Genomic DNA, 21,182 nt, shown 5'->3' with positions numbered 1-21,182 from the left:
TTCTTTGCTCTGTACTTAGCTGTACAATAGGGGTCGTACAATAAGGGCTATACGGACATTTACCACGCCAACCTGGAGAGCTTACACCATGGCCACCTTGGAATCATTGATCGGCAACACACCTTTGGTAGATCTTGATCGTGTGGTCAAGGGGTGTGTCGAGGGGGTTAAGCTGTTGGCTAAGGTGGAGGGTAATAATCCGGGGGGGTCGGTCAAGGATCGTGCCGCCTATGGCATGTTCATGGGGGCGGAGCAGCGGGGTGTGCTCAACCGGGAGACCCGTATTTTTGAGGCCACCAGTGGCAATACCGGCATCGCCTTGGCGATGATGGCGGCACGTCGCGGGTACCAGCTTACCTTGGTCATGCCCGAGACGATGACCCTGGAGCGCCGCGCCACCATGGCGGCTTATGGTGCGGATTTTCTGCTGGTCACGGCGGAGCAGGGTATGGAGGGGGCCATTGATCTGGTTAATGCCAAGGTCGCCAATGGCGAGGGGATTAAGCTGGACCAATTTTCCAATGCGGATAATTGGGGTGCCCACTACCGCACCACGGGTCCGGAAATCTGGCGCGATACCCAGGGGCAGATTACCCATTTTGTGAGCGCCATGGGGACCACAGGGACCATCATGGGGGTTTCGCGGGCCTTAAAAGAGCGTAACCCGCAAATTCAGATTATCGGTGTGCAGCCAGATGAGGGGTCGCAAATTGCGGGCATTCGTCGCTGGCCACAAGCCTATATGCCAAAAATCTTTGAGCCATCCCGGGTGGATACCATTTTGGACGTCAACACCGCCGAAGCGCGAGAGATGACCCGCCGTTTGGCGCGGGATGAAGGGCTTTTTTGCGGCCTCTCAGCGGGTGGGGCGGTGGCGGCGGCGCTCAAGGTTTGCCAGGGGTTAAGCCAGCCCGGCACGGTGGTGGTGATTATTCCAGATCGGGGGGATCGCTACCTTTCGACCGATCTGTTTCTCTGAAATGGGTAAAGGAGAAGGCTCTCCCACTTTTTATTGCCCCATGATGGGGAGGGTAAACCGGGCTAGGCTGGGGGGCGTGGGTCGTTGGGGGCGGGCATGGCCCGCCCGTTAAACAAGATAGCGGGCTTGGACCCTGGGTGAATCTCTTTTCATGGAACCGATTTGATGATAATCAGCGGAGCGTTTGGCTTGTTATTCATCATCTCCAGCATTTGCAGCACCTCTTTTTTGGCACTAAAATGGTTGTGCAGGGACATTGAGCAGCGACCATCTTCCCGGGTGGTAGCCAGTACCGACATGAGGTGGTAGCAGTCTGTCTCATGAAAATTTGGGTGATTTTCCGCTAAACAGCGCCGGCTGATATAGTGATCGTGCTCCTCGATCTCCAGGTTGGGGCAGGGAGTGTAACCCTCCTTGGCGATAAAAATGGGCGCACGGGCCTTGCCCTTCAGAACTTCGGGATTAATGATTCTCTGAAAACTTTGCACGATGCAACAGGTACCCGCTCCATTACAGGGCATGGCAGCTCCAGCGGTGATATGGTTAATTATCGGCCATTTTTTCCAGTATACGCAGCTAGGCGAAATGCGTCAATGCGCTCAGAGGGTGCAAGTTTAAAAACTAATGTCACTATGTCTGTGTGATGTGTTTGTAAAAACCTTGCAAACGCTGTGTGTCAAGTTAGTCTAACTGTTTTTCCCAAGCCACTTAGTATGATTTTTATAACGGTTTTGCACCTCGTTCCACAGCTCTTCATAGCGGGTGGCGTCGGGGGTGCCCTTGGCAAAGCTGGTGACGGGGGCGCGTTTAACCCCCATGGCTTCGATCAAGTTGGACTCTTCAATAAAATGACGGCAAAAGATGGCATGTTTGCTGGGCACAGTCTGGCTAACCACCTTATGGATGGGCTTGTTTAGGTTGACGAGGTTAAAGAAGGGCAGTAGCAACATTTTTTTGTGCTCTTGCTTGCTCAGAAAACGCACCAACCGATTGTAGGCTCGCAGGGATAGGGTGGTGGGAATGAGCGGTACCAGTAGCACATCGGCCACCTCAAAGATGCTTTCAGAAAGCAAGGTCAGGCCGGGCGGGCAGTCTAAAAAAATATTTTCATACTCTTTGCGCAGGGGCTTGAGTACACGCTTGATCCCCTCTAGCGGCTTACGCTGTTCGCTCAGTAGGGTATCAAAATGGCGGTAGGAAAGATCCGCAGGCAGTAGGTCAAGGTTGGGATAACCGGTCATGCGCAGCAGTACATCCAGGTCGTGACGGTTCTCTAGCAACCCACGGCCACCCCCTTTAACCTTGGGCTTAACGCCAAGATAAAAGCTGGTGCCCGCCTGGGGGTCGAGATCCCAAATGAGGGTGGGATCATTTTGGCGCGCGGAGAGGTAAGAAAGATTAACCGTGCTGGTGGTCTTTCCTACACCGCCTTTGATATTGTAGACCGCATAAACTGTCATTTTAATCTTCGACCTTCCTAGGTGCCCGTGGCATGTAAGAGACCCATTTTCGCTATCTCTTTGCGCACAGTCAATGAGAGAACCGTTGAAAGGGTCTGACAGAGTGGTTATGATGCATCCGGTTTGTTGTAGGTGTTTGGCAGGGTGATCCCACCCATCGAACAGCATACCATAGCTGGCACAGTACCATCATTTCATGGTGGTACATGAGTATAACACCTTAATGTGGGTTGTGTGACAGCATGATGGTAATGCAATTTGTGAGGAGTCGACCATGCGTGTTGCGGTGACCTATGCCCAACCTAATCGTCAATTGCTGCTAGAGTTTGAGGTTCCCGAGGGAACCACCGCTCAGCAGGCGGTAGAGCGCTCGGGTATTTTGAGTAAGTTTCCAGATATTAATCTGGCCGAGCAAAAGCTGGGTATCTACGCCAAGTTGGTGGAGAATGATCAAGTATTAGAAGAGGGTGATCGGGTCGAGATCTACCGGCCAGCCAAAGGTAAGCCCAAGAAAAAAGAGCGTCCCGCAGCCAAGAGCGTGGCAGAAAAACCTGCTCAAGGGGCCGAGGCTGCCGCAGGAGATGCAGATAAAGCGGCAAAGATAGCGGCCATTAAAGCCAAGGCCGCAGCGGCCAAAGCCGCCAAGGGCGAGGATGCTCAACCGGAGGCAGCCTCAGCCGACGATAAAGCCGCCAAAATTGCCGCCATCAAGGCCAAAGCCGCCGCGGCCAAAAAAGCCAAAGATGCGGCTAACAAGGCTGAGCATGCATGATCACCCGGCTTATGGGGTAGCGTATAAGACGGCTCTTCCGGATTGGAAGGGCCGTTTTTTATAGATGAGTGGGGGGAAGCGGTTGAAGCAAGTGGGATTGCAGCGGTTTCGTATAACGGTGGAGTTTGATGGCAGCGCCTTTAGCGGTTGGCAATCGCAGCAAAACGCGCCTTCGGTCCAGCAGGCGCTAGAGCAGGCGCTGGCCCCTTTGCATAACGAACCCATTCGGGTACATGGCTCTGGGCGTACCGACGCTGGGGTGCACGCCACCGGTCAGGTGGCCCATTTTGACGCCCCGGCCCATCGGGATGCAGCGACCTATCTACGTATTCTCAATGTGCGCACCCCCCACAGCATCGCGGTATTGGCTTGCCAACCGGTGGCAGAGAGCTTTCATGCCCGCTACGATGCCTATTATCGGCAATATCTTTACCGTATTAACACCCGTAAAATTCCCCCAGCTTTGGAACGCAGTCGGGTGTGGCACTATCCCTATTTGTTGGATGCAGAGCGTTTGGCAGAGGCCAGTGCCCTGCTGTTGGGCACCCACGATTTTAGCAGCTTTCGGGCGGCGGGTTGCCAATCGAAAAGCCCGGTCAAATTTATGCGCTTGATCCAGTGGCAGCAGAGGGGTGATGAGTGGCAGGTAAGCATTGGTGCCAATGCCTTTTTGCAACACATGGTGCGTAATTTAGTTGGGACCTTGGTATTGGTGGGGAAAGGGGATTGGCCCGTGGCACGGGTGGCAGAGCTGTTGGCGGCTAGGGATCGGGTACAGGCGGGGCCTACGGCGCCGGCATGGGGGCTCTATTTAACCCATATCTGCTACCCCGGCGACCAAGGTGAGCCGTGCCCTCCCATAACCCCTAAGATTTAGCCCACTTTACAAAGTGGTGGGTGGACGTGGCATGTACAAGGGCCAGCAGGCAACCGCTGGTGCGCCGCTGCTGGTCCTTGTGCATGCCTGATAAACCAAGCTTACGCTTCGACGGGGTAACCTTCGGCACGGATGGCGCTGGCGGCGCGTTCACCCACGTTGGCGGTGTCCGCATCAGCGGCTAAGGTCAGGGTGACGGTGGCCGCTTGTAGATCAATGTCGCAGTCAACAACACCATCCACCCCCATGGCGACCTGGGTGACGGCTTTTACACAGTGTTGGCAGGTCATGCCCGCGACGGCTAGTGTTAATTGTGCCATGGTTTCAGCTCCTTGCATATTTTGAACGATTTGCCATGTTAAGCCCACCATGGGCAGGGGTCAACAGGCTCTAGCATAAGGAAGGGAATATGGATCTTTTTAATGCGGCCATTTTGGCGCTGATTCAGGGAATAACCGAATTCCTACCCATCAGCTCTTCGGGCCATCTTATTTTGACCCCCTATCTGTTGGGTTGGCAAGATCAGGGTTTGGTCTTTGATATTGCGGCCAACAGTGGTTCATTGGCCGCCGTCATGCTCTATTTTCGGCGTGAGGTGGGGCAGATGTTGCGCGGGGGCTGGAGGTTGCTATGTGCGCCTAGGGCGTGGCGTCAAGCCAATGCAGAAAGCCACTTGGTGCTCCAATTGGCACTGGCGACCATACCCGTCGGGCTGGTGGGGTTGGCCTGTAAGGATTGGGTGGCCACCGTGGCGCGGGATCCCATGATTATTGCCACCACCTCCATCCTGTTTGGCTTGCTGCTGTGGTGGGCCGATCGTCAAGGTCGATGCAACAATGATGGCAGTGCTTTAAGCTGGCGGCAGGTTGGCATCATCGGTATTGCCCAGGCTTTTGCTCTGATCCCAGGTACTTCACGCTCTGGTGTAACCATGACGGCGGGTCTGATGCTGGGGCTTACCCGCGAGGCTGCGGCACGGTTTTCGTTTTTAATGGCGATCCCCGTGGGGATTTTGGCGGCCCTGCTGGATCTTAAAGATCTTTTCGCACACCCCATGCAGGGGGACGAGCTCTATTTTTTAGGGGTGGGATTTTGTGTTTCTGGCCTCTCGGCTTATATGGTCATTCACGGCTTGCTGGCGTGGTTAAAGCGCCAGACCATGACCCCCTTTGTGGTCTACCGGGTGGTTTTGGGTGTGGTGATTTTCGCCACACTGGGCTAGCCCTTTATACCCGCGAAACGGCGGATGGAATGGCCTGAGCGCCCCCTCGGTGGGGAGAAAATAAGGGTCGCTTTATCAAGAGGATTGCGGTGCAAGAAGCGTTGGCTGAGTGGGTGTAACCAAAACGGTTGAGGGTTGCAATCCCCCACCCAGGCGGGGGAAGTCGCTGCCTGGGTGGGGGTGTAGCCTATTGGGGCATGGATGCGCTAAGGCTGGGTCGATCCAGCACGCGGTCCATTTGCGCAACGGTCTCTTGAATGTGGACAGCAAGACCGCCGACGGTATGGGCCGAAACAGCGGCACCATCCATGGTGTTGAGTAAGTTGAGAACCCGGTTGAGATGATGTTTGGCCTGGTTCAGGAGCGAAAGTTCTTCTTGGGTCAGGGTAATGGATTCTATGCCTGCCATGGCACTTCTCCTTTAGGGGTGCGCATCGTGTTACAAGTAAGGCCAGCTAGCCTTGGAGATTAGAGCAGCAAGTTCCATGCCCCTTCCATAGGCTCAATCCCCCTGTTTACCAATGTTTCACTTGGTAGAGCCTCCCCCGTCATGCGCTGCCAGGCCTTTCCACAGCTAGCCTTTATGGATGCATGATTGCCCCTCTTGCCCGACCCTTGGTTAGGTGCTGGATAGTCGGTATTAAAAAATCATAACTAAATGATATGATGTGTAAAAAATTCTTTTGGCGCAGTGCGTGCATAAAAATATAGGCTGCGTAGAATCAAGAATATAAAGAAAGGCTCTGCTGAGGGCAAAAAGCGCTTTAAACAAGCCTGCGGGCAGCCATGTAGGACACACATTGAGTCGTTAAGCGGGAGGTCCCCATGGAACGGGGTAGGGATAAACAGCAGAGTTGGATCTGGCTACGGTGGGCTCTCTTGACGCTGCTGGTGGGTTGGAGCGCCCCTGCGGGTGCGCTTGAAAATCCCGTGAACCAAGCCTTAGCCTCCTTTTTCCCCGCTCAAATCCAGCAGCAGTTGGAGTGTAAGGAGGGGCGTCAAGTTTTGGGGAATCATGAAAAACGTGTCGCCGAACTCCAACAGCAACGCCAACAAGCTCAGCAACATTTAAAGGGAATTGACGGGCAAGTTAACGCCTTGCAGCTTCAAGGGGTGCCGTCTGCCGCGCTCTTTAAGGTGTTGGAAGAGGCCCGTGTTTTATCGGAGCAGTATCTAAATAGCACCCATCAAGCCTACCAAAATGCCCAGCAAGAGATGCAGGAGATGAAGCAGCGTTTTGCCATTTATTGTGGCGCGCTCAATATGGCGGTACCCGTGGAGAAGGATGCCAACCAAGCATGGTTGCAGCATAACCAGATGGATATGGCGCTGTTTGTCCGTGACAACGCCGCAACAGAGCCTACGCTGGTGGCCCCGGAGCAACCAAGCATTCCCACGGGTATAACCATGCCCGCCCTCCCACAGCACGCAGAGCCAGGGCACATGCCAACAGAGGCCGAGACCGACGATCTTGACCAAGCCACCGCGCCAAGCAATAGCCGTGAAGAGAGGGTAGGCGATGCTAAGCAGGTTGCGGCGCTTACTGCGCCAAGCAATAGCCGTGAAGAGAGGGTAGGCGATGCTAAGCAGATTCCCATGCAGACCTATTATTTGCCTGCGTGGCTTGGCTCGGCTCAGCCGGTTGTTAGTGTGGCCTCCCAGAGCCTAACCGCACAGCCAACGGCAGCCGTTGCCAAGGTTGAAAAGAGCACGCTCAAGCTACAGCCTATTACCATTATTCGTACCCAACGCGTGCAGGGCGATCAAGCCATGCGACTGATCTATTTGGGGAGTTTTAGCGACGTGCAGGCCATGACCAGCATGAAATTGCAGGTGAGTAATTTGCTGGCCATTAGCCCCGACCACTTTGTCGAGCGGGACTATTACAAGGGACAGCTGATGCGTCTGTATTTGGGGCCAATGGCAGCGCAGGCGGCCCACAAAGCGCTACAGCATGTTGCTTCGGCCTTAAAATTGGATAACCTTAGAATGGTAACGGAAAAAAACCTGTAAGGCTGTTTTAACGCATGGGGCAGTCATCCCGGATCTCAAACAGGGCATAGAAATTACTGTTTCTTAGGGCACCCGCCACCTGCCGGCAGGGGTTGCAGAGGAGCACCGTTTTGGGTTTGCTACCCAACTGTTCAAAGAGTACCAGCAACATACCAAGACCCGCGCTATCAATGGACGCTACCATATCTAAGTGGATGGTACAGCGGGTGTCAGGGCTGAGGCTGTGGATTACCCTCATAAAGGTTTGGTGGGCGCAATGGTTGAGATCCCCCCTCAGAACCAGTACGACCCGTTCGGCATCTATGCTTTGCTGGATCTCCATGCAAATGATTCCCAATTAAGTAGAAGTAAATGGTTGCAAAAAAAATGGATGGGTAAAAAACGATCCAAGATTACACGATAGATGTCTTAACAATGGCTTTCAAGAGAATAGTGCGGCTTTTCCCCATTCGACGCATGGGTTGTGATGACGGCCCGCTTCATCTTACCTCCCTGCATGACCAAGAGCCTAGCATGCCCACACAGCATGGCGGTGCCACGGGCAGCGTGTCGCGGCTGTGGGTAGGGTGGATTAAACCAGACCCATACGCATGGCATAACGCACCACATCGGCGGTGGTATGCAGGTTGAGTTTACGCATCAACCGGGTGCGGTGGGTATCGACGGTTTTGGGGCTTATGCCCAGGCTACGGGCGATCTCTTTATTGGTTTGACCATCGGCAACAAGCCTGACCACCTCTTTTTCACGGGGGGAGAGTTGCACGGGCAGGTCATCCAGCCGTTCGAGCTCGTTGACCTTTTCGGCGACCACTTCACTGACAAACCGCTTACCGGCTGCCACCGCTAGAATGGCGTCCAACAGTTCGGAGAAGGCATTATCCTTAACCACATAACCCAATGCGCCAGCCTGTTCTGCTTTAATTGCTAAGGTAGGGTCATCATGCATGGTAAGCAGCAAGAGGCGGGTAGGGCGTTTTTCCTCCACCACCCTTTTGACCACATCCAGGCCATTTAAGCCGGGCATGGAGATATCTAACAAAGCCACATCGGGATTGAGATCACGGATGAGCTGTAAGGCGTCATCACCGCGACCAGCCTCACCCACAATTTCTAATTCTTGATGGGCACTAAGTAGGTGGGCCAAGCCTTGGCGAAAAATGGTATGATCGTCGGCCATAATAATGCGAATCATGCTTCTGGCACCCTCACTGCGATAATGAGCCCTTGCTGGGGGGCTGTGGTAAAATGAGCCGTACCACCCAGTCGCTCGGCCTGTTCATAAATAATAGAGAGCCCCAACCCCTTGGCTGTGCGCCGGGTTTGGGCTAGGTCCATACCCACACCATCATCGGCAACCACCAAGGTAAAACCTTCGCCTTCTACATGACTGAGCTCAATCTGTAAAACCTTGGCTTGAGCATGCTTGAGGGCGTTGGTTAAGCCTTCCTGGAGAATACGGAATAGATTGTAGGTGATCTCTGCGTCCAGTTCATTAAAATTACCGGATGTGTGTAGATCTAGGGTGCCCTCCCAGTTACGGCTTAGGCGGTGACACCACCAACGGGTTGCTTCCTCTAAGTTCATACGCTCTAAAAAGGAGGGGCGCAGCACGGTGGTAATATCCCGCAGTTGACCAATGCAATCCTGTAACTCCCCGACCTCATCTTTTAGGGAAATACTGGCTTGCTCGGCCACCAGACTTTTCATCTCTAAGCCAAGCTTAATCGCTTGTAACGATTGGCAAATGCTCTCATGCAGCAGGTTGCCCAGCCGTTTACGCTCTTCAATTTCAAGTTTATTTTTTAGGTGGCGCAGGGACTCTTGCAACGCCTTTTTTTCTGTAATATCGGTGATAATCTCCAAACGGGCCAAGCGATGATCCACCCAGCGAATGGCCAGCACACGCACCGCATACCAACTCTTTTCGGTGGGATGAAAATATTCTCCAGAGATGCGCCGTGTCGGTTCTCCGTCGGGATGGATCAAGGCGTTTTCATCACAGAGGCTCTGGCGCAGGGTGTCATCCATATGCAGTGTCTGCTGGGTGCAGGGTAGGATGTGCAGGTGCTGTTGGGCCATGGCATTGATAAAAAAATTCTCCTGCTGATCCAGCGAGGTTACTCTGACCAAGGCATCGAGGCCATCCAAAACTCTTTGCAAACGCTGGTTAGACTGTTTTAACGAGGCTTCATAGTTATGCCGTAAGGTGACATCCCGAGAGATGCCCTGGTACCCCTTAAACCGCCCCTGATGATCGTAAAAGGGCACGCCGTTGGTCTCTAAAATCACTTGTCGCCCCGTTTTGGTGTGGAGCATGGTGCTGGTAAAAATTTCCAGCGGGCTCTGCTGAGCCGCAATTTCACGGAACAGCCTCTCCACCTGTTGACGCTCCGTTGGGTCAACCAACAGATGCGGTGTTTTACCGATAATCTCTTCCGGTTGATAGCCCAACAGATAGGCAATGCGGGGGCTGCTGTAGCTAAAGGTGCCGTATTCATCCAACTCCCACACCCAATCGGTGATATTTTCTAATAGGTTACGGTAGCGAAATTCACTCTCGCGTAGCAGCTTTTCGGTGCGTTTGCGCTCGGTGAGTTCCTGGGTCAAGCCCTCTCGCGAGCGGGTGATTTCTTGGGAAAAACGGCTGAGCAGATGGTGCAGGGCAAACAGTTGGTCGCCCCGCTGAGGGACCTCCAGATGCACCCCAAGATTTTGTTCGTAAAAGAGATTGATCTGCTGGGAGAGCCGTTTTAATTTTCCAGATAACCAGAAGAGGATCCATAAAAAGGTAGCGATAAACACCAGGGTCGAGACAACCTTTTCGGTGCGACCGGTATTAAGAATTTGCTGGCGTAGATTATCGACTGCGGAACGAGGGATTAACGCTGCCACGTGAAAAGTGATCTCTGAAGAGAAGGCATAATTAAAAAAATCTTGACCAACAAACAGATAGGATTTGGCCAATTGTTGCATGGTCGATCCAGCTGGCACATGGTGGGGGTCGCTGCTGGCGATCACCTGTTTGTTAAGCTCATCCACAAAAACCTGAATGCCTTCCAGGTCAAATTGACGGGTAAAGTCGATGAGAAAACGGTCATCCAGGGGTAAAATAAGTGCCAGCACACCTAAGGTTTCGCCGATGGCATCTTGTACGGGTTCGGCCACCACAAATAGGGGGACCCCGTTGGATTGGGTAATGCTTGAAGGGCCTCCCTCGCGTAGATAATCCAGCAGGGCGGGGGAGAGATGCTGTTTAGCAAGATCGGTGCGACCGTTTAAAAACAGCTCCTGCATATGGTAATTTTCGTCCAGCAATAAAAAGCTGGCACTGCGGGTGAAATCGCGAATCATGGGGGCGGAGGGTAGCCAAGGGGGCAGGGTTTGATGAATTTTCAGGCTCTCCCCATCGCCCCATCCCCAGTCGTGGTGAATGCGTAAATAGTTGACCAACTGGGCGTGTTGCACAAACAGTTGGGTAGATTTTTTTTGTTGCCGCAGATAGCTTTTTAATTGGGTTAGGCTGCGGCTAAAGCGACGCTCCAGGGTATCTTCTAACTGCTGGGTAAAAAGTTTGTTGGCCCAGCGGTTTTGCATATGATCCAGCACATTCCACGAGATAACCCCGACCATGCCCAATAGCACCAAGACTTTAAGCGATAGGGGTACCTGTTGTTGCCAAAAGCGCAGCAGTTGTAGAGCGTTGGGGCGGTTCATTGGGGGGCTCCGATGAGCTCATCACCACGAAATTGCCAGCCGTATTGGCGCAGCCGTGCCGCCGGGATAAGGTGATAGAGGCTGGGTATTTTGTTGAGTTGCGATTTCAGGTACTCCAGCAGTGCCACGGCGTGGGGGTTGGGCTGCTTTTGCCAGATGGCGATGCTATGGGTGCGATAAAAGGGGTAGCGTCCCTCCAGCAAGGCCTGATCGTCATCGGGTTGCAGGGTGTCGATATTAAGGATTTTCACAGGATATTTTGTTCCACTAAACTGCTTAATATCCCACAACACTTCGTAGCCGATGGCGTTGGGGTAGCTACCGACTTTACGAATCATCTCGGGTATGGTACCGGCTTCGTCCAAGCGGGGGGAGAAGAGGTTTTCGTGGGCAAGAATGCGGCGCCAATGGCCGGGGCGAATGGTGCAGTGTAAGCGTCCAACGGGCCAGATGGCGAGGTTTTGCAAGGTTCCGGGTTGGAAGCCTTCGACCTGATCCCAGTGGGATAAATGACCTTGAAAAATATCACGCACCTGTTGTTGGGAGAGGTTGGCGAGGGGGTTGGAGGGGGAGACGATCACGGCCAAGGCTGAGATAGAGAGGGTGTGAAAGATAAGCCCGGGCAGTCGATCCGTATTGGCGGGTGGGCAGCAAAAACCGGCCATATCGACCCGTTTACGGTTGAGTAATCCTTGGGATACCCCGCACGTTCCCTCTTTCATAGCGATTTCGATGCCATGTTGTTTGGCGAACTGGGCCACCATGGGGGTGAGTGCGGCATAGAGGTGTTGATCGAGGGTTATGGCCAGATCGGCCCCTTTGGCCCATTCGCCGTAGTGGATGGGTTGTTGTTGCCACTCTGGGGATTTTGCGACCCGAAAATCGGGGTCGGAGAAGGAGGGTCCCACAATGCCATGGGCATCTGATTGGTAAGGGTCGGCTTGGCAAAAGGGAGCGTTGCTGGGGGCTGGGGTATCGGCTAGGCTGGGGTTTGTCCAGAGCAGCGCCGAGAGGATAAGGGTTAAGATCGGGATCTGGCTTAGGGGGTAGGGCATGTTGTGGTTTCCCATGTGGGGGTGTCAAAAAGGGTTGAGCATGGTTTGGCCATTCACCCGCTTGGTTTTGCGGGTGTTGCGGTGGTTTGCTGGCCAAGTTGGCGTCGAACATGGTTGCCAAGTGGCGGTTGGGGTGTTGCCCCTGGGAGCCGTTATTGGCATGGACGCGGTTAACCTGTTTGGGCGTGACCGTGCCTGCAAGGCAGGTTACGCCATGTGGACAGATGAGCCTATTTTAGCAAAGGGGTGGGGGGGGAGGCCAGCGGGATAAAGCGGCGGCGGCGTGGTTAAGGGGGGGGGAGATGGGCGAGGATTTTTGCCCTTTTTGGGGGTGTTGATTTTTTTCCATTGCAAACGTATGGCAGATACGTAACATAGGGCCCACAGGTGGGGGGCCGTAGCTCAACTGGGAGAGCGCGTCGTTCGCAATGACGAGGTCGTCGGTTCGATCCCGATCGGCTCCACCAAGATACTTTCAGGGAAGATTCTCTGACGAAAAACCGGCTCTTAAGCCGGTTTTTTTGTGCGCGAATTTCGGCAATGATTCCAAGGGTTACGGATATACCCCGCCGGGCGCCTCCCTCTCTGACCCGAGGTCGGCCCCTCTCAATTTCTGCCGAATCTCTCTCAAAACGCCATTTCTCTCAAAAACGTGAGGTCGGCGGCCACCCCGACCTCGCACCCCGACCTCTCTCAATTTCTCTATCTGAAACAGTCTCTTACAAAAAAAGCCCATTTTTGGCGGTTTGCGGTTTCCTTCGTACAGCCAAGAATGGGCAAGAAAAAAGCCGACCTCTGAAAAGTCATCCCAAAACAAAGAGTTCTGAAGCTTTCAGAAAATGCGCTGTGAGGTCGGGGTCAGTGCCCGACCTCACATCATCACGGTAATATAACTTTTTATTTCGAAGTCGTGTCATATGGTGGCTATTGCCCTATGGTGGACGCCCCCTCTATGTATATAGCCACAATTTGGCACGAAACTCGGATTGCAAAAAACTTTGAAATGACTGATAGTTGTAACGTGCTTTCCCGCTTTAGATGAAAGATCGGAATACTCTGAATCGGAAAGAGCACGCCCCTGTTTTTTCAAAAGCGTGTGGACTTTTTTCATGGATCAGCAGACATCAAAGCGTCCCATGGTGCTCCTCATTGACCTGGACAACTGTCCAAAGGAAATGGGGAAGGTTTCTCAGGTAGTTGATGACTATACCAGGATCATCGTCTGCTATGGCGGTATTGAGCCCAAAGTTCCGCTGGGGCTGGTGACATCTTTAGCTACAGCTATTCACGATGGAAAGCTTGAACTAATCGGTATGGATCGTGGTGGAAAGAATGCTGCTGATTTTGGATTGGCTTTTTGGGCTGGTCGGTTGGTCACAGAGTTGCCTGAGGAAACGGCGTTTACCATCCTTTCTGACGATACGGATCTAGACCATGTCGTGGACCTGCTCACTCGCTCGGGCCGTCACGCGAAGCGCCTGAATGGTCAACAGAGAAAACAGAAAGCTTATACGAAAGCAGGGACCGGCTCAGACTCCACTGATGTAGAGTTGGGCGGAGCTGTAAAACAGTACGTAGAGATGCGTCTTCTCCCTGGCAAACCAAGGCCAGCAAAGCGATCAACTTTGCTCAACAGCATCAAAGCAGTGTTCTCACCAAAGGATGGGGTTTCGCCTGAAACCATTTTGAAGCGACTTCAGGATGACGGCTACCTTGAGATCAACAGTAAAGGGAAAGTGGTCTACTTGCTGGATAATTTTGGAGAGGAAGAAGAGGTCATTCACTTCTGACGGGATTACGTAAGAGCTTCCTTATTAATGTCTTATTTCAAACCCCCACTTCTGCCGCTGCTCTGACCAAAGCAGAGGGATGCTCTCACGCAGGCTCTCCAGGCTGAACGTTTCCGGCACACGCCCATCCAGGATCGCCTCAATGATGTCTGGGGCAAGGATGGTGAGCCTTAGGATCCGTGCCATCATGGAGCGTTCCACGCCTTCCCGTTCGGCAAGCTGGGCAATGGTCATGGTTTCGCTCTTGTCCAGCATCTGTTGCCACTTGCGCGCTTTCGACAGAGCGTTGACCATGGGATCATCAGAGGGATTGGCCATATCCTGGCGGGCCTGCTCATGCTCCGGCAGGATTACCATACGTTTGCCTCCCTGACGGTGAAAGCGCATTGGCACCTTGAATATGATGGTTTTGCGATCCTGGCTCAGTCTGCCCTTCATTGGATGGCCTCCTCTGTTTGGGGTGTTGGGGTGAGTTCTGCCACCAAGCTGGTAATTCCTTCAACGCGGACCCTTACCTCCATGGAGGTGGTGGTAAGAATGACGTTTTCCACCAGCAGGTTGAGCAGACGGTTCTGTTCAATGGGGAAGAGCTCATCCCAGATCGGATCGATCTTCTTAAGGGCTGTGCTGATCTCTTGTTGCCGCACTTCCGGAAGCTCTTCTGATGTCTGACGCCACACATGGGAGACCATCTCGGGTGTTGTGATGATCTGGCGTACCCGTTTGAATACGGCCTCATCTACTTGGGGTGCTGAGACAGAAGCCAAAGGGCAATCGGCATGGCTGTTCTTGGAAGCGGTCATGCAGAGGTAGTAACGGTACTGGATGCCGTTCTTGCGGGTGTGGGTGGGCCGCATGGCACGGTTGCAGTGGCCGCAGCGGATGATTCCTTTCAGCGGTGCCGGGCTCTGGTTGCGGGTGTTGTTGCTGCGAGAGCGTCTGTTCTTCTTCAGAATGCTCTGTACCTTGTCCCATTGATCCTGGGCAATGATGGGCGCATGCTCACCGGGGTAGACCTCTCCCCGGAAAGCTACCTCTCCCAGGTAGACCCGGTTGTTGAGGATTTTGTAGAGGGTGCCTTTATCAATGGACTTCCCTCCTTTGGTTCGGCCATCAGCAAGCTGGCGGATTTTTGAGGTGATTCCTTTTTCTCCCAGTTCTTTGATCAACAGGGTGGCGGACCCCATCTGGATGAATCGTTTAAAAATTTGGCGAACCTGCTGGGCCTCTTCAGCATTGATGACCAGCTTTCGGTCCTCTACGTCATAACCCAACGGTGGGTGGCCACCCATCCAGATGCCCCGTTTGCGGGAGGCGGCGTATTTATCCCGGATCCGTTCTGCCGTGACCTCCCGCTCATACTGAGCGAAGGAGAGCAGCATATTGAGGGTCAGTCGTCCCATGGAGTTGGCGGTGTTGAAGGATTGGGTGACACTGGTGAAGGTGACCTGGTGACGGTCGAAAATCTCCACCAGCTTGGCAAAATCCATTAAGGAGCGTGAAAGCCGATCAATTTTGTAGCAAACGATGCTATCAACCTTGCCCGCTTCGATATCCTGAAGTAGTCGCTGCAGCGCGGGCCGATCCAGATTTCCCCCCGAATAGGCGGGGTCGTCATAGTGGTCTGGGACCAGCACCCACCCCTCCTGCTTCTGAGAAGCGATAAAATTAGCGCAGGATTCTCGTTGCGCGTCCAAGCTGTTGAAATCCTGTTCCAACCCTTCATCAGTGGACTTCCTGGTGTAGATGGCGCATCTGATTTTTGGGGTCGTACTCATTTCTTTTTCTCACTTTTTTTGAGCCCAAAAAAGGCATTGCCCGACCAGTGGGTTCCGGTGATGCCCTTGGCCACGCCGGAGAGGCTACGATATTTCTGACCGAGGAGTTCAAACCCATCCTCCAAGACGGTAACAACGTACTCATTGCCCTTCCACTCCCTTACCAACTTGGTGCCAGGGCTCAGGCCATTACCCTGGCGTTTGGGCTGGGGACTCACCTTGTTTTGGGGCTTTTTCCCGCCCGCCAGTGCATCCAGACGCTTTTCCGTGGCCTTGTTAATGCCGCCAAAGGCCAACTCCTGGATTCGGTAGGCTAGCTTGCGCACCAGGTAATGTTTGCCATGGTGTGGGGGCTCTTGATCAAACAGATCTCTCCACATCGCTTTGAGGTCGGACATGGTCATCTCTGGCAGAGTTGTTACCTGTCTCAAGACGCTCTCGTTTTCGGTCATGTATCGTCTCCTTTTTGTAGAACTTTCTCAGACACATGAACGCTCTGTTTGGCCTGCTTATCCAGGCTATTACGCTCTCTTTGCAGAGATTTTTCGCCCCGCTTTTGGTGATAGCGGATGAAGCCTGCTGTCAAAATTTCTGCGATTTCTGACAGGCGCTCATCCGCTGACATTAGATTTGGGTTGACGCCGTTCATGATCACGCTCCGTTGATACGTAAGATGTGATCTTCAAGGCAGTCACCAATCTCAGCCACCACGCTGTTCATACGTTTCCCGCCGGGTTTGAAATATCCCCCCTGGGGATCAAAGATGGCCCGTAACTCCTCCACGAGAAATGAGGGATCCTCCTCCCGGCGTAGCACCGCAGATACAACACGGGTCAGTGCCACCACCCAGGCAAAGTGCTTCATGTTTTTGGAGTTGATGAATATTTCATAAGGCCGTATATGCCCATCGCATTCAATATTGTTTATGGTCAGGTATAAGGCATGCTCTGAGATTGGCGTAGTGATCTTGTAGGTTGTGCCATCCAACTGCTCGGGTCGAGGTGGAAGGCCATTCCTGTTGCCATTGCTATCCTCTGAAGTGCTCATATATTCCTCCATTCAAGGCTCGTCAGTTTTTCAGATCCATATTGGTTACTTACCGAGAACGGGAGAGAAGTGTCGCACTTTTTTATTAAGGAGATTGTGATTGACGCCGAACTTACACCTTATTAAAATAAGGTCACAAGAGAGCGTCATCTGGAAACATAATCCAGAGGCACAGGGAGAGCGATATGACCGACAGAAAAGAGCACAAAATGAAACCAGGACGGAGACCCACAGAAGGGATGACGCCGTCTCAAGAGCGCATCATGCAGGTGATCCGGAATGCCATTGATCGGGATGGGTTACCCCCGACAGTGAAAGAGATCGCCGAGGCGTTGGGCATGAAAACGCCCAGTGCCCATGAACAGGTGCAGAAACTGGTAAAGAAGGGGTTTATACGGCGCACACCCCGTAAGGCGCGTTCCATTGAAATTGTGGAACAGTCTCCTGAAGAAGAGCCTGTTGAGAAAAAGCCGGATGTGGCCAGGCTGGTCCCGGTACCTATCATCGGTGAGGTGGCAGCAGGCATCCCCATTCTGGCAGTGGAAAACCATATTGGGGAGCTTCTGATGGACTCCCGTACAGCCAGGGGGCCCTGCTTTGCTCTTAAGGTTAAAGGGGACAGTATGATCGATGCCGAGATCTTCGAGGGGGATTATGTGGTAGTGCGCCATCAGGCCCTTGCGGAGAACGGAGATATTGTGGTGGCCATCCTGGACGGAGAGGCCACAGTTAAACGCTTGTACATATCAGAAGAGACCATTGAGCTTCGACCGGAGAACCGGTCCTACCAGCCCATAGTCGTGCCCCCGGGTGGTGATATCCGAATTTTGGGCAAGGTGCTGGCAGTACGCGGCCACGGGGCCGCCAACAATAATGAATAAGAAGGAGAATGCCATGGCTACGTTCAACCCACGTCGCTTCGCACAACCGGAGATCCTCCGGGCCATCGAGCCTGGAAGGTTACGTCAGTTTCTCTCACCCTACCGGGATTTCCTGGATGGGTTGGGTGCTGGCATGCTCCGATGTGGCGACCGTGCGTTGGACTATGAATCATTGGCGCGTGCACTGATGAGTCTGGGAGAAGATGCTCCTATGGAGTTGATGGATTCTCTCCATTTGATTGATGAGATGGCAACAACGAGCAATATGGATCGTCTACTTCTGGCCATCCAAAAGAAGAGGCTGCCCATTGAGATCTCACCAAAGGCGACTCCGGCGGATGTGGCTGTTCAGGTGTTTCTGGAAGACCGAGAACTGATTGAAGAGCAGCATGCTGTAGGATTCGTCAACCGTGCTCGTTCATTCTACGCCTACTGCGGCTCTGAAAAGTGGCAAGGGCCATTTGCCATCCCTTCAGAGGGTGTTCTTCGTGCCTTAGAGAGGGATCTGGATGACTGGTTTGATACGAAAAAGCGTGGACGGGGTTGTCGTGTCATGATGTTTGATCGTGGCAACCGGGTTGATTTTGTGGTGCGCCATGGGAAGGTGTACAAGCGCGACAGTGCTGTCAAAAGAGGTGAATCCACCAGTGTATTCTACCGTCCTGGATGTCACGACCTGCTTGTCTATGATCCAATCCATAACGAGTTGAGTGTTCGGGCTGAAACGCCCCAGGAACGGGCGAAATATGCGGAGCTGTTAGGACAACACCTTTTTGATAACCCAGACCATTTCTGCGTCAGTGAGAAATATTCGCTAACCCCTCTGCTTGAAGGGGATCGATCTGTTTTGACCTGTAGTGACATGGATGGCTTGGATTGGGTGAAGCTTTGCCATGTCACCTTCCAGGAACCTGGTGAAATGGAAGATGTTGAAGAAAAGAGAGGTAAGGATCTTTTCGAATCCTTTGCCCGTAAGGGCTATGAATTTCCGGAAGGTTCGCATCTACTGACGGCCAAATTTGAGGTGATGTTTGAAAACAGCAGGAAGCCTCGGGCATTGACCATCAGTAATACGCACAAAGCCAGTTTTACTCGGGATAGTGACAGCACCATTCTCGAGGAGTGGATGCATCGCCGAGGGTTTATGCGTAGAGCAGAGGAGGAGGGATATCATGCGCAGCTTGCGAAAGCTCTGGTCCCTGCTTGAGACCAGCCCTACCAAGTCGGGCACAGAAACGCAGTGGAGAGGTTGGTTGGGGGATGATTTCCCCCACCTCCAATCCATGTTACGCCCTACCGACCGACTGAGTGAAACATGGCCATGCCCCTACGCAGGGGATTCTGGATGCCCACGCCAAGTTGTGGAGCTGAGCAATGGTCACTACGTAGCGGCGTGTCGCCATGAAGGGGGCTCCCAGTGTGAGGACATCCCACTGGAAACATCGGATTTGGTGATCCATGAATTAGATCGCAGAAAATTGGTCCAACTTTCAGCCCTCGCACTTGGTATAGAGCCCAGGTTTTCACCTATTGAGGGTCTATTTGAAACCTACTATGTAGGAACGTTAGCCCCTGTGGCTTGGCAGCGACATGCCATCTACCTGATCCTGGATCACCGCCCCCATAAAAGGCTGGAGATGGTGACTCGACTTGGCCAGATTGAAAAAGCCCCTTTTATCCTGTTGGTCCCTACCAGGCGTTTTATCTCTACAGCGGTTGGCGGGATGCTTCAGGCGTTGGAGGCAACGTCTCTCACTCTGATGGATCTGCTGGTTGAAAACGTAGAGGGGCAGCTGGCCATTGGTCCTGGTGTGTCTGCATTCGTGGATCAGTTTACACCAGCAGAGCATGATGAAGATTCTGGACCTGAGCGATTCCCCACTCCCAGTGATGCTCAATGGGGAAGCTTCCAACTCCATTTCCTGGATGGTTCACGTCTCACGGCTATGTGTCGAACCCACACCAAAGAAGAGCAACGCACCATCAACTTCACCCAAATGGGTATGGCTAACCGAACCAGTACAGAGCCCAATGTCCAATGGAGACTGCTATCTGACTTTGCAGAAAGTTACGGAAGAATTGAAGTGGGAAGTAGAAAAGATGATCCTAAAAACCGAAAGCGGGTCCAGCGGCTGAATGAAAAGCTGTGCGCCTATTTTGGCCTCGATGGGCATCCTGTGTATTGGGATAAAGAGGATGCCGCCTATCGGTGCCGGTTCCAGATTGAGTATCGATCATGACGCTCCCCATTCCCTTCTTCACATCATTGGTCCCGGCAGGTTTTCCATCCCCGGCAGATGACTACCTTGAAGGCCACTTGGATCTCAATGAACTGTTGATCAAGCGGCCTGCTGCCACATTCTTTGTACGGGTTACTGGCGACTCCATGATTGGAGCTGGGATTCACTCCGGTGACATCCTGGTGGTGGATCGATCATTGGAGCCGATCAATGGATCCATCGTGATCGCTGTGGTAAGTGGCGAACTGACGGTTAAACGGCTCAAAAAGGACGGCGGGCGTGTTTGGCTTATGCCGGAGAACAAAGATTTTCAACCGATGGAGATCAGTGAAGAGCAGGAGATGACCGTCTGGGGGGTGGTGCGTAGTGCCATCCACCAATTTGGTGTCGGTTGATCTTTTACCCAACCAAAATTCTGTTTGACCTCACCGGGCCATGTGCCCGGTTTTTTTATGCCTGCGCTCCGTGACAGCAGAGATGTCCCGTGACATGTCACGGAGTGGCCCTACATTTTTTTGCCTTTTTAATGATTTTATTGAATGAGCCATGGGTATGAAATAAAAGCGGAATTACCGTTTCACGCTGTGACATTGATCTCATGTCACAACGCTTCCGTGACATGTCGCCAGTAGCGGGTGCCAGGGCGAACGACGCCCTTCACCCAAACGACGAGGCGACATCATGGAATCACTCAATCGGTATGAAGGTATCCCCACCTACGCAGTTTCAAGCATCCGTTATCGCGCAATGAAACTGGAACAGAGTCAGCTCTGCCCCCATGCAGATCGGGAAGATTACGAGCAGGAGTTGATGCTGAATTTTCAAAAAAAGCTCCACCACTATAACCCACATCGGGCCGGGTTGAATACCTTCATTGCCGAGATCGTGGATAAACGAGCTGCCACCATGGTGGAACACGCCCGGGCATCCAAACGAGGCGATGCCATGCAGATGATCTCCATTCACACCCCAGTATATGACGGTGAGGGTCACGCCACTGAACTGGGAGATACCCTCTCTTCCGACCAGACCCTCTGGCCAAACGACAGCATGCCCTGGCATGAGCGTGTTGAACTCCAAATCGATCTGGAACGGCAGGTCAAACGCCTTCCCCCCTCCCTACGACAGATGGCCATTCAGTTTTCCCACTCCTCTGTTTCCGAGATTGCACATCGGCAAAAGAGCTCCAGAGCCACGGTGTACAAGGCAAGAGATCAGATTGCCAGCCGCTTCCAGGCTCTGAGTTGAAAAGAAAGTGCGACGTTTTTTAGACGTTCCCGGTAAGTAACCAGTATGGGAGCGCGCAACGGTGCCGGGGCCTGATGGGAATAGAAGACCCATCCGGGAAATACCA

Annotated in this window: 25 protein-coding genes and 1 tRNA gene; 13 read left to right on the top strand and 13 right to left on the bottom strand. The window is 53.0% G+C overall.

Annotated features, from left to right (window positions below):
• Positions 1 to 88 precede the first annotated feature (88 nt).
• Positions 89 to 979, top strand: coding sequence for a cysteine synthase CysM (cysM, locus tag MMC1_RS10760; RefSeq protein ID WP_011713731.1), 891 nt, complete (start codon positions 89 to 91; stop codon positions 977 to 979).
• A gap of 149 nt (positions 980 to 1,128) precedes the next feature.
• Here cysM and MMC1_RS10755 read toward each other — a convergent pair whose 3' ends face one another.
• Together MMC1_RS10755 and MMC1_RS10750 are read right to left on the bottom strand one after the other, a co-directional pair.
• On the bottom strand, positions 1,129 to 1,500 hold the full coding sequence (locus MMC1_RS10755; RefSeq protein WP_011713730.1) for a hypothetical protein: 372 nt from the start codon (positions 1,498 to 1,500) through the stop codon (positions 1,129 to 1,131).
• 165 nt (positions 1,501 to 1,665) lie between these two features.
• Complete coding sequence (locus MMC1_RS10750) at positions 1,666 to 2,439, bottom strand: ParA family protein (RefSeq protein WP_011713729.1); 774 nt, start codon at positions 2,437 to 2,439, stop codon at positions 1,666 to 1,668.
• A 274-nt stretch (positions 2,440 to 2,713) separates the two neighbouring features.
• Between MMC1_RS10750 and MMC1_RS22080 the strand changes: the two genes are divergently transcribed.
• Positions 2,714 to 3,211, top strand: a complete 498-nt coding sequence (locus MMC1_RS22080) for an RnfH family protein (protein WP_011713728.1) — start codon at positions 2,714 to 2,716, stop codon at positions 3,209 to 3,211.
• Between the two features lie 91 nt (positions 3,212 to 3,302).
• Positions 3,303 to 4,088, top strand: a complete 786-nt coding sequence (gene truA / locus MMC1_RS10735) for a tRNA pseudouridine(38-40) synthase TruA (protein WP_227665324.1) — start codon at positions 3,303 to 3,305, stop codon at positions 4,086 to 4,088.
• Positions 4,089 to 4,189: 101 nt separating this feature from the next.
• Here truA and MMC1_RS10730 read toward each other — a convergent pair whose 3' ends face one another.
• Entirely contained in the window at positions 4,190 to 4,408 is a 219-nt protein-coding gene (locus tag MMC1_RS10730) for a heavy-metal-associated domain-containing protein (RefSeq protein ID WP_011713726.1), read from the bottom strand.
• A gap of 89 nt (positions 4,409 to 4,497) precedes the next feature.
• Between MMC1_RS10730 and MMC1_RS10725 the strand changes: the two genes are divergently transcribed.
• The gene (locus tag MMC1_RS10725; protein WP_011713725.1) at positions 4,498 to 5,310 is read left to right on the top strand and encodes an undecaprenyl-diphosphate phosphatase; all 813 of its coding nucleotides are present in this window, start codon (positions 4,498 to 4,500) and stop codon (positions 5,308 to 5,310) included.
• A gap of 187 nt (positions 5,311 to 5,497) precedes the next feature.
• Here MMC1_RS10725 and MMC1_RS10720 read toward each other — a convergent pair whose 3' ends face one another.
• Complete coding sequence (locus MMC1_RS10720; protein ID WP_041641164.1) at positions 5,498 to 5,719, bottom strand: hypothetical protein; 222 nt, start codon at positions 5,717 to 5,719, stop codon at positions 5,498 to 5,500.
• A 416-nt stretch (positions 5,720 to 6,135) separates the two neighbouring features.
• Here MMC1_RS10720 and MMC1_RS10715 point away from each other — a divergent pair, with 416 nt between their 5' ends.
• Positions 6,136 to 7,323: a hypothetical protein gene (locus MMC1_RS10715; protein ID WP_011713724.1), complete on the top strand. Its 1,188-nt coding sequence runs from the start codon at positions 6,136 to 6,138 to the stop codon at positions 7,321 to 7,323.
• Between the two features lie 7 nt (positions 7,324 to 7,330).
• On the opposite strand, the gene MMC1_RS10710 is transcribed toward MMC1_RS10715, so the two are convergent.
• From MMC1_RS10710 to MMC1_RS10695, 4 genes are all read right to left on the bottom strand, one after another.
• Entirely contained in the window at positions 7,331 to 7,645 is a 315-nt protein-coding gene (locus MMC1_RS10710; protein ID WP_011713723.1) for an STAS domain-containing protein, read from the bottom strand.
• A 249-nt stretch (positions 7,646 to 7,894) separates the two neighbouring features.
• Complete coding sequence (locus MMC1_RS10705; RefSeq protein ID WP_011713722.1) at positions 7,895 to 8,515, bottom strand: response regulator; 621 nt, start codon at positions 8,513 to 8,515, stop codon at positions 7,895 to 7,897.
• Positions 8,512 to 11,037, bottom strand: a complete 2,526-nt coding sequence (locus MMC1_RS10700; RefSeq protein WP_011713721.1) for a PAS domain-containing sensor histidine kinase — start codon at positions 11,035 to 11,037, stop codon at positions 8,512 to 8,514. The genes MMC1_RS10705 and MMC1_RS10700 overlap by 4 nt, the downstream gene beginning before the upstream one ends.
• Complete coding sequence (locus MMC1_RS10695; RefSeq protein WP_011713720.1) at positions 11,034 to 12,092, bottom strand: substrate-binding domain-containing protein; 1,059 nt, start codon at positions 12,090 to 12,092, stop codon at positions 11,034 to 11,036. The genes MMC1_RS10700 and MMC1_RS10695 overlap by 4 nt, the downstream gene beginning before the upstream one ends.
• On the opposite strand from MMC1_RS10695, the gene MMC1_RS21915 reads away from it, so the two are divergent.
• The 3 genes from MMC1_RS21915 to MMC1_RS10680 all read left to right on the top strand — a co-directional run bounded on the left by MMC1_RS21915 (position 12,091) and on the right by MMC1_RS10680 (position 13,882).
• On the top strand, positions 12,091 to 12,363 hold the full coding sequence (locus tag MMC1_RS21915) for a hypothetical protein (protein WP_041641163.1): 273 nt from the start codon (positions 12,091 to 12,093) through the stop codon (positions 12,361 to 12,363). The genes MMC1_RS10695 and MMC1_RS21915 overlap by 2 nt on opposite strands.
• A 120-nt stretch (positions 12,364 to 12,483) precedes the next feature.
• A tRNA-Ala gene (locus MMC1_RS10685) sits at positions 12,484 to 12,559 on the top strand.
• A 642-nt stretch (positions 12,560 to 13,201) separates the two neighbouring features.
• Positions 13,202 to 13,882 carry a PIN domain-containing protein gene (locus MMC1_RS10680; protein ID WP_143711407.1) on the top strand — a complete coding sequence of 227 codons (681 nt, stop codon included), beginning with the start codon at positions 13,202 to 13,204 and terminating at the stop codon, positions 13,880 to 13,882.
• A 24-nt stretch (positions 13,883 to 13,906) separates the two neighbouring features.
• Here the strand turns inward: MMC1_RS10680 and MMC1_RS10675 are convergent, their stop codons facing one another.
• Genes MMC1_RS10675 through MMC1_RS10655 form a run of 5 tightly spaced genes read right to left on the bottom strand, consistent with a single transcriptional unit; the run spans position 13,907 to position 16,707 of the window.
• Positions 13,907 to 14,320, bottom strand: a complete 414-nt coding sequence (locus tag MMC1_RS10675; RefSeq protein WP_011713717.1) for a hypothetical protein — start codon at positions 14,318 to 14,320, stop codon at positions 13,907 to 13,909.
• Positions 14,317 to 15,660 carry a recombinase family protein gene (locus MMC1_RS10670; protein ID WP_011713716.1) on the bottom strand — a complete coding sequence of 448 codons (1,344 nt, stop codon included), beginning with the start codon at positions 15,658 to 15,660 and terminating at the stop codon, positions 14,317 to 14,319. Before MMC1_RS10670 ends, MMC1_RS10675 begins: the two co-directional genes overlap by 4 nt.
• Positions 15,657 to 16,112: a DUF2924 domain-containing protein gene (locus tag MMC1_RS10665; RefSeq protein ID WP_011713715.1), complete on the bottom strand. Its 456-nt coding sequence runs from the start codon at positions 16,110 to 16,112 to the stop codon at positions 15,657 to 15,659. Before MMC1_RS10665 ends, MMC1_RS10670 begins: the two co-directional genes overlap by 4 nt.
• The gene (locus MMC1_RS10660; protein ID WP_041641161.1) at positions 16,109 to 16,309 is read right to left on the bottom strand and encodes a hypothetical protein; all 201 of its coding nucleotides are present in this window, start codon (positions 16,307 to 16,309) and stop codon (positions 16,109 to 16,111) included. Before MMC1_RS10660 ends, MMC1_RS10665 begins: the two co-directional genes overlap by 4 nt.
• A 2-nt stretch (positions 16,310 to 16,311) precedes the next feature.
• A complete protein-coding gene (locus MMC1_RS10655) occupies positions 16,312 to 16,707 on the bottom strand; it encodes a TSCPD domain-containing protein (protein ID WP_011713714.1) in 396 nt (131 codons plus the stop codon).
• A gap of 185 nt (positions 16,708 to 16,892) precedes the next feature.
• Here MMC1_RS10655 and lexA point away from each other — a divergent pair, with 185 nt between their 5' ends.
• The 5 genes from lexA (at position 16,893) to MMC1_RS20080 (ending at position 21,076) form a co-directional block, all read left to right on the top strand.
• Positions 16,893 to 17,588: a transcriptional repressor LexA gene (gene lexA, locus MMC1_RS10650; protein WP_011713713.1), complete on the top strand. Its 696-nt coding sequence runs from the start codon at positions 16,893 to 16,895 to the stop codon at positions 17,586 to 17,588.
• 13 nt (positions 17,589 to 17,601) lie between these two features.
• Positions 17,602 to 18,795 (top strand): hypothetical protein, encoded by a 1,194-nt coding sequence (locus MMC1_RS10645; RefSeq protein WP_011713712.1) that lies wholly within the window; start codon positions 17,602 to 17,604, stop codon positions 18,793 to 18,795.
• Positions 18,761 to 19,828 (top strand): hypothetical protein, encoded by a 1,068-nt coding sequence (locus tag MMC1_RS10640; RefSeq protein WP_041641159.1) that lies wholly within the window; start codon positions 18,761 to 18,763, stop codon positions 19,826 to 19,828. The genes MMC1_RS10645 and MMC1_RS10640 overlap by 35 nt, the downstream gene beginning before the upstream one ends.
• Positions 19,825 to 20,223 carry a LexA family protein gene (locus tag MMC1_RS10635; RefSeq protein WP_011713710.1) on the top strand — a complete coding sequence of 133 codons (399 nt, stop codon included), beginning with the start codon at positions 19,825 to 19,827 and terminating at the stop codon, positions 20,221 to 20,223. Before MMC1_RS10640 ends, MMC1_RS10635 begins: the two co-directional genes overlap by 4 nt.
• A gap of 286 nt (positions 20,224 to 20,509) precedes the next feature.
• A complete protein-coding gene (locus MMC1_RS20080; protein WP_011713709.1) occupies positions 20,510 to 21,076 on the top strand; it encodes a hypothetical protein in 567 nt (188 codons plus the stop codon).
• Positions 21,077 to 21,182: the final 106 nt, after the last annotated feature.

Origin of the sequence: Magnetococcus marinus MC-1, assembly GCF_000014865.1 — a bacterium.
In the GTDB taxonomy this organism is placed as follows: domain Bacteria; phylum Pseudomonadota; class Magnetococcia; order Magnetococcales; family Magnetococcaceae; genus Magnetococcus; species Magnetococcus marinus.
Note: the sequence above shows the minus strand (reverse complement) of the source record. Positions and strands in the feature narration are given on the sequence as shown.